Consider the following 5,357-nt stretch of genomic DNA (forward strand, 5'->3'; position numbering starts at 1 on the left):
AAATCCATCGAGATGATCCGGCAGGCCCAGCTGCTTCCGCTGACCGGATACGTCCACGGGGGCTGTTCCCCGCTGGGGATGAAAAAGCAGTTTACCACCGTGCTGGACGAGAGCGCCCGTGGACGGGAGACCATGACGGTAAGCGCCGGGCGCATCGGCGCCCAGGTGGAGCTGGCGCCGGACGACCTGTGCCGCCTGAGCCGGGGCAGCTTCGCCCCGGTGGGGAAATAAACGCCCGGGGGAACTTTTTGCGCCCCGGTCCGTCTGATGTAACATGGCCGGGTAAGCCCGGTAGTTTGAACGACAAGGAGAATGCAGAATATGAACCAAAAGCTTCCCGCACTGGCGTTGGCCGTGACCCTGACCGGCGCCCTGTCCATCGGCGCCCTGGCCGGTGAGCCCGAGCGGCTCATTTCCCCCAAGCCCACGGCCTGCGCCGGCGCCATTACCGTCAACGGACAGGCGCTGGACACCGCCGGGGTCCCCGCCGTGTCCGGCCAGGGGCTGCTGCCCATGCGCCTGGTGGCCGAGTCCGATCACGGCTCCGCCGCCTGGTACGAAGAGGAGAATACCGGCGCGTTTTATCTGGACGGGAACGTGATCAGCGTGGATTTTGCCACCGGATCGGTCACCGTCAACGACACGGCGGCCGAAGGCGTGACCGCCCGGGTGGTGCAGGGCGTCACCTTCCTGCCCGCCGCGCTTCTGGAGGGGCTGGAGGGGTACACGGTGGAAGCCGCGGAAGACGGCCTTGCCATCACCACCCCCAACAACGCGCCGCTGGTGAAGCTGGCCTATCAGATCATGGATGCGTCGGGCATGGGCTACGGCATGAAGACCGACGCGCAGGGGATGGCCGAGACCTACGGCCTGCCCGCCGACGCCTTTGAGCAGGCTGTCGGCTTCTTCCCCATGATGGTCAGCCCCGACACCCTGGTTCTCGGCAAGCTGGCCGAGGGCGCCGACACGCAGGCCGTCAAGACCGCTCTGGAGACCTACCGCCAGAGCCAGGAGGACACGTTCTCCTGGTATCTGCCCCAGAATCTGCCCAAGGTGCAGGACGCCCGCCTGCTGGTGCAGGACGGGTATGTGCTTTTCCTGATCGCGGAGAACGCCGACGCCGGCGAGGCAGCCTTTACCGCCGCTCTGGCCGCGCTGAACTGACTTGCGCCCCCATACCGGCCGGCTCCGCCCCGGGCGCTCCTGCGGGAGGGGTCTTCGGCAGCCTGGGGAGTTGTCCGCTTCTGGCGGACAACTCCTGCGTGCGGCGAGCCGGCGCTTCCAGAGACTCAGAAGAGGCTCCCCGGACGGCCCAAGCCGTCCGGGGAGCCTCTTCTGTCCGGGTCAATACCGGTCCACCCAGCCGGAGATCAGCGGGGTGGGCACCAGCCACATGAACAGGAATACCAGCAGGTTGGAAGGAGACAGCGAGGAGTAGGCCCCCACGGAGGTGAGATAGAAGGCCAGCAGCACGCCGACAGCCGCGCCGACGCAGGCGAGCACCGCGGAGCAGCGCACGGCCCGGCGCAGCCGGGCGGCCCCCACCACTGCCTCCGAATAGGGCCCCAGGCCCTCCCGGCAGAGGACGGCGGTCAGGATATCGCTGTGGGACTGCTCCGCTCCGGACAGCTCCCGCCGCCGCTCCACCGCCGGGAACTCCATCTTCTCCACCGGCAGCTTGAAGCGCTGGCGGAGCATGGCGGGGATCAGGTTGAAGTCCCGGGTGGCCAGCACGGGGGTGATCCGGTTGCGGATCAGGGCGTTGAGGGAGGGCTCGATCAGCCCGTGAAGCGAGTAGTTGAGGGCAAAAATACCCGCCAGCTCCCCGTCAAGCGCGCAAAAGACGGCGTTTTTTACATTGAGGCCCTGAGGCAGCTCCACGTCCATCAGGTGCATGAAGGCGGAGGAGCCCACCAGCACCTGTTCCCCGCGGATGAGCGCCCCCGCGCCCCCTTCGTAGCAGCACAGGTCCTGGGCGCGGCGGTAGACACAGCCCTGGGAGCGGAGCAGGTCGTGAAAGATTTTGTCCAGCCCGCTGCCCGAATCCCGGATCAGGGTGGCGGTGGCGGAGACCACCTTGTCTACGGAAAAGTCCCCGAAGACCTTGATGCCGTTCAGAGAGACGCAGCCGGGCGGGAAAAGATCGGCGTCGGTGAGCAGGATGCCGCTGCCCACGCCCGTGCTGGTGACCGCGTCCCATCCGGCGATGGCGGCCCCGGACTTGGACAGGCGGCGGGAGAGCTTATGCCACGGCGTGCCAAAGCACAGGGCCCCCGAAAAGGAGGAGGCCGACGCCAGGGTGGCGGAGAGGCACCACAGCAGCCGCTCCGGCGCGCCCATGCCCACGGAGGCCACCAGGGAGAGCACCAGGCAGGCCACAAACAGCAGCGGGCAGAAGCGGTGGAAGATGCGCTCGGCTCCGTCGGCGGCCTGCATCTGGCGGCCGAAGCCGATGGGAGCGCCCGACCACTTGCAATAGGTATCCCGTCCGTTCCATTTCCCCTCGTCCAGGGTGACCAGATAGGGCTCGGACGCGGAGGCCGCCGTGCGGCAGGCCAGCCGCTGTCCCCGCCGCTTGAGCCAAGTGCCCCGCAGCAGGAACGCCACCGCCAGCGCGGCGGCGGCGCAGTAAGGCAGCTGCCCGTCCCGGGGGTCCAGCTGCGGAAGGGTGAGCGCGTCGGCCAGCGTGGCGGCGCAGGAAAACACCAGCAGCGTATCCATGCCCAGCTCCAGCCGGAAGAGCCGGAACAGCCCCCGGGCCAGCACATCCACCCCCAGCAGCAGCACCAGCACCAGCAGCCCGGCCAGGGCCAGCGTCTGGAGGCGTGGGGTCAGCGGAGCGGGCAGGGGCAGGGGGAACAGGGGGGCCAGGGTCAGGTAGAGCATCGGCAGGCAGAGCAAAAAGGCCAGTACGCTCCGCACACGCAGGGATTTGAGCCCTTTGTGGTAACGGCGGGCCAGGTCCGCCGGGGGCAGGTCGGGGGCGGGCGGCGGCGCACGGCGCTTCCGGCGCTCCCGCCGCGCCTGCTCCGGCGCCTCCTCGTCGGTGCCTGGGATATACCGCTCGGCCCGGCGGACGGCCTCGTCCTGCTCGGCGCCCTCCTCCTCAAACATATGCCCCGCGTAATCGTCCGCCTTCTGCATCAGACGGTTGAGCCCCTCCGCAATGGGGTTGTCCGAGGCCGGGGCGGGCACTTCGGCCCCGGGCGGCGCTTCCGCCCCCGCCGGCTCCTCCGGCGGGGGGGCGGCGGCGGGGAACTCCACCACCTTTTCCTCCGGCGGCGCCGGAGCGGGCGCGGGGGCGCCGGGGAAGGAGACTACCTTGCCGGGCCTGCGCCCGGTGGGGGCGGGGGAGGCGGCGGAGGGGACGGTGGGAAAAGGGATGGTGTCGTCGCCCACGGGGCGCTTGCCCCGCCCGGCGCCGAACTCCGCCATGATCTCCTCCAGGGAAAACGTCTCTTCCCCGCTGGAGGGGCCTTTATTCAGTTCGTCGTCCCGGTCCTTTGCCATGTGTCATATCACCCGTTATTCCAGTCCGGTTCCAGCCGTGGGTGCACGGCGGAGGCGGACGTGAAGATCATCGTCAGAGCATCCTCTGGCGCACGGCTTCGTATAAAAGGATGGCCGCCGCCGCAGAGGCGTTGAGCGAATTCAGCTTTCCCCGCATGGGGATCCGCACCAGAAAATCACAGTTTTCACCCACCAGACGCCCCATGCCGGAGCCCTCGCTGCCGATGACGATGGCGGCGGGACCCTTCAGGTCGGCCTCGTACAGCAGCCGGTCCCCGCCGGCGTCGGTGCCGAAGACCCAGACGCCCTCGTCCTTGAGCTGACGGAGCAGAGCGGGCAGATTGGCCACCCGTGCCACCGGAACATGGGAGACCGCCCCGGCGGAGGTCTTGGCCACCACGGCGGTGAGCCCCGCGCTGCGGCGCTTGGGGATGATGACCCCGTGGGCCCCCGCGCACTCGGCGGTGCGGATCACCGCGCCCAGGTTGTGGGGATCGGAGAGCTCGTCGCACACCACGATCAGGGGCGGCTCGCCCTTTTCACGCGCCGCGTTCAGAATATCGTCCACACTGGCATACTCCCGCACGGCCGCCAGGGCGATCACGCCCTGGTGGGCGTGCGTGCGGCTCATGCCGTCCAGCTTGCGGCGGTCGGCCTCCACCACCACGATGCCCTTGTCCCGGGCCGTGGACGCAATATGCCCCAGAGCGGCGTCGGTCTCGCCGCGGGCCAGATAGATCTTGTCGATGCTGGTACCGGCCCGGAGGGCCTCCAACACGGCGTTGCGCCCTTCGATGATGCCGTCGGCCTCGGCCTGGGCCTCCATCCTGCGCTCCTTCATGGCTTGTCCCGCCTTTCCCCGTGTGATAACGGCAACAGTATACCACAAGACGGCGTACAGAAAAAGCCAAAAATGCGCCTGTAACAGAAAAGCAAGGCGGCGCGCCCACGGCCGCCGGCCGCCGCAAAGCGCCGTTTGGTTCGGCGGAATACCGTCCCGGTGGGCCGATTTCATAGAAAGTTTACAGGTTTCCCCGCCGGTTTCCTTGTTTTTTGGGGTGGTGTGTGCTATAACAGTCTTACCGCATTTTCGTTCCATACCGAAAATAATTGCGAGCGATTCGTTCCAAGGAGGATATACATTTCATGCCCGATAATCGTAACAGCGGCGGCAGAGGCGGGGGGGCCGGCGGCAAGCGCAACGCCACCGCCATCATTTCCATCATCCTGTGGGCCCTGGTCATCACCGTACTGGTAAACTACGCCACTTCCATGGCCCGTTCGGCCCATACGCAGGAGATCACCTACGGCGAATTCCGCCAGATGGTGATGGACGGCAAAGTGGAAGCGGTGGAGATGACCAGCGCCAAGTACACCATCTACCCCAAGACCGAACCGGCCGAAGAGAGCGCCGCCCCGGCGGAGAGCCCCAGCCCCGAGAGCCAGCTGGGCCTGCCCCCGCTGGAGACCCTGAACACCACCCAGAAGACCTATTACTGCGCGCCTCCCACCACGGCCAACGTGCGGGATGACGGCCTGATCCCCCTGCTGGAGGAGTACGGCGTGGTCCAGTACGGCTCCCCCTATGAGGAGCCCCTCTCCCCCATCGTCAGCCTGCTCATCAGCTACGTGCTGCCCATGGTGCTGATGGTGGTGCTCTTCTCCTTCCTGTTCCGCAATATGGCCGGCAAGATGGGCGGCGGCCTGGGCGGCGTGGGCAAGGCAAACGCCAAGGTCTATGTCGAAAAATCCACCGGCGTGACCTTTAAGGACGTGGCCGGGCAGGACGAGGCCAAGGAGAGTCTGGTGGAGATCATCGACTATCTCCACAATCCCCAAAAGTACAC

At 67.2% G+C, this 5,357-nt stretch carries 5 protein-coding genes; 3 read left to right on the forward strand and 2 right to left on the reverse strand.

All coding sequences use genetic code 11. From position 1 onward, the window contains the following. On the forward strand, nucleotides 1-231 hold a 231-nt coding region (locus MR825_RS07720), incomplete at its 5' end, for a YbaK/EbsC family protein (RefSeq protein WP_287879968.1). Nucleotides 232-321: 90 nt separating this feature from the next. Next, nucleotides 322-1,164, forward strand: coding sequence for a DUF4358 domain-containing protein (locus MR825_RS07725; RefSeq protein WP_287879970.1), 843 nt, complete (start codon nucleotides 322-324; stop codon nucleotides 1,162-1,164). Between the two features lie 180 nt (nucleotides 1,165-1,344). Here the strand turns inward: MR825_RS07725 and MR825_RS07730 are convergent, their stop codons facing one another. Together MR825_RS07730 and rlmB are read right to left on the reverse strand one after the other, a co-directional pair. Next, complete coding sequence (locus tag MR825_RS07730) at nucleotides 1,345-3,510, reverse strand: hypothetical protein (RefSeq protein ID WP_287879972.1); 2,166 nt, start codon at nucleotides 3,508-3,510, stop codon at nucleotides 1,345-1,347. A 73-nt stretch (nucleotides 3,511-3,583) separates the two neighbouring features. After that, a complete protein-coding gene (rlmB, locus tag MR825_RS07735; RefSeq protein ID WP_186908177.1) occupies nucleotides 3,584-4,351 on the reverse strand; it encodes a 23S rRNA (guanosine(2251)-2'-O)-methyltransferase RlmB in 768 nt (255 codons plus the stop codon). 305 nt (nucleotides 4,352-4,656) lie between these two features. On the opposite strand from rlmB, the gene MR825_RS07740 reads away from it, so the two are divergent. Then, nucleotides 4,657-5,357: ATP-dependent metallopeptidase FtsH/Yme1/Tma family protein (locus MR825_RS07740; RefSeq protein ID WP_353845874.1), on the forward strand; the 701-nt coding region annotated here is incomplete at its 3' end.

The organism is Lawsonibacter sp., from assembly GCF_022777125.1.
GTDB classification, from domain to species: domain Bacteria; phylum Bacillota; class Clostridia; order Oscillospirales; family Oscillospiraceae; genus Lawsonibacter_A; species Lawsonibacter_A hominis.

Coding starts and splice junctions, on each gene's coding strand:
- rlmB (WP_186908177.1), bottom strand. CDS start 4,351: ATGAAGGAGCGCAGGATGGAGGCCCAGGCCGAGGCCGACGGCATCATC.
- MR825_RS07725 (WP_287879970.1), top strand. CDS start 322: ATGAACCAAAAGCTTCCCGCACTGGCGTTGGCCGTGACCCTGACCGGC.
- MR825_RS07730 (WP_287879972.1), bottom strand. CDS start 3,510: ATGGCAAAGGACCGGGACGACGAACTGAATAAAGGCCCCTCCAGCGGG.